We start from the raw sequence: 1,415 nt of genomic DNA on the forward strand, positions 1-1,415 counted from the left end.
GGCCTGCGGCGCCGCTCGGGCCCAGTGCGCCGCCGCGGCCGGAGACGCCGCTCGACGCGCTCGGCTTTCCGGAACAGTATTCGGCGGCGGACGACCGCGGTCAGCGGACCCGGGTCCAGGTCATCGGGCCTGATGAGACCGGGAAGCTCATCCAGGTGAACGGTCTGCCCGGATTCGACGGCCAGATCCAGCGCGGATACAGCGGCGGCCCCGTTGTCGACGTCACGTCGGGCCGCGTCGTCGGCATGGTTTCGACCGCCGACATGGACAAGAGGCTCCGGATCTCGTGGATCATCCCGCTCGCCACGCTGGCTGAGGCCTGGCCGCCGTTGGCGGACCTGCTCCCGGAGCAGATCCGCGTCGACCCGGAATTCGTCGAGGCGGTCGCTGCTCTCAACAATGGGGCGTACGCGCGGGCCCTGGAGCGCTTCAACACGCTCGTGAACATGTATCCACGCGAAGTCGATGTCTACTACTACCGGGTGCTGGCCGCTCTCGGCGGCCGACGCCCCGGCGGGTACCGGTACGAGGTGATCCGGGCGATGGAGAATCTGCTGCAGATCGGCATTCAGATCGAGCCCGGCTATACGAGCAACCATTTGCGAGCCCTCTGGGCGCTGATCATCGAGGACTACTACGAAATCCGTGGCATTCCGACCGACCGCTCCAGGCTGCGCGGCCTTCAGGCGGCGCTGTCGGGCGTCGGCAGTGATCGCGCCCGCGAGATCATCAACCACGTTCCTGCTGTCGAGTGCCCGACCTGGCAGGGGCTCAGCCGAAACCAGGGGATCTGATGCATCCTGAACAACGCGCAGAGCGAGCCGGCAAGTATTTCGCGCCCGAACCGTCCACGCCGGTAGCCCAGTACGTCAAGCTGGCATTCGGTGGCGGACTCCTGCTGATGGCCCTGGTGATGTTCGCCGTCGGTGACGCGGCGATCTGTCTCGGATTCCTCTGTGGGGTCGGCGGCGCGGTGCTCGTCGTCCTGGGGCTCATCGGGCTCTTGAACTATGCGGAGGCGCGCCGGCGCGCCTATCCCCGGGCGACCGATCAGGAGATGGACGCCTGGCTGTACGGGGCCGAGGAAGCCATCGCGCAGATGGGCTACCGGCGGCTGAACATCCACCCCACCGAGCTTTCCCAGGGCAGGCAGCCCTATCTCGTCTTCTACGGAATCCCCGAGCTGTTCTCGGATCTCCCGTTCCACTGGAACAGGGGACGGGACGGCAAACTCCGCTACTCCGCGTACAAGATCATGATCGTCTACATGTCGAACTGGCGCCTGCCGGTGTACGAGTGCGTGCTCGACATCGCCACCGGGTTCACGATCCGCGACTCCACGAAGGAGTACGCGCTCGGCAACGTGGACGGGATGGAGACGTCCGCGGACCGGGTGAGCGTCTTCAACGAGCAGT

General features: G+C 66.3%; 2 protein-coding genes. Both read left to right on the forward strand.

Features of this window, described 5'->3' with window-relative positions; genetic code table 11:
* Positions 1 to 794 (forward strand): serine protease (locus AB0L34_RS33865; protein WP_363709746.1); only part of this gene is annotated, 794 nt, incomplete at its 5' end.
* The coding region (locus AB0L34_RS33870) for a hypothetical protein (RefSeq protein WP_363709748.1) at positions 794 to 1,415 on the forward strand (622 nt) is incomplete at its 3' end. The genes AB0L34_RS33865 and AB0L34_RS33870, both read left to right, overlap by 1 nt.

This window comes from Micromonospora sp. NPDC052213, from assembly GCF_040679695.1.
In the GTDB taxonomy this organism is placed as follows: domain Bacteria; phylum Actinomycetota; class Actinomycetes; order Mycobacteriales; family Micromonosporaceae; genus Micromonospora.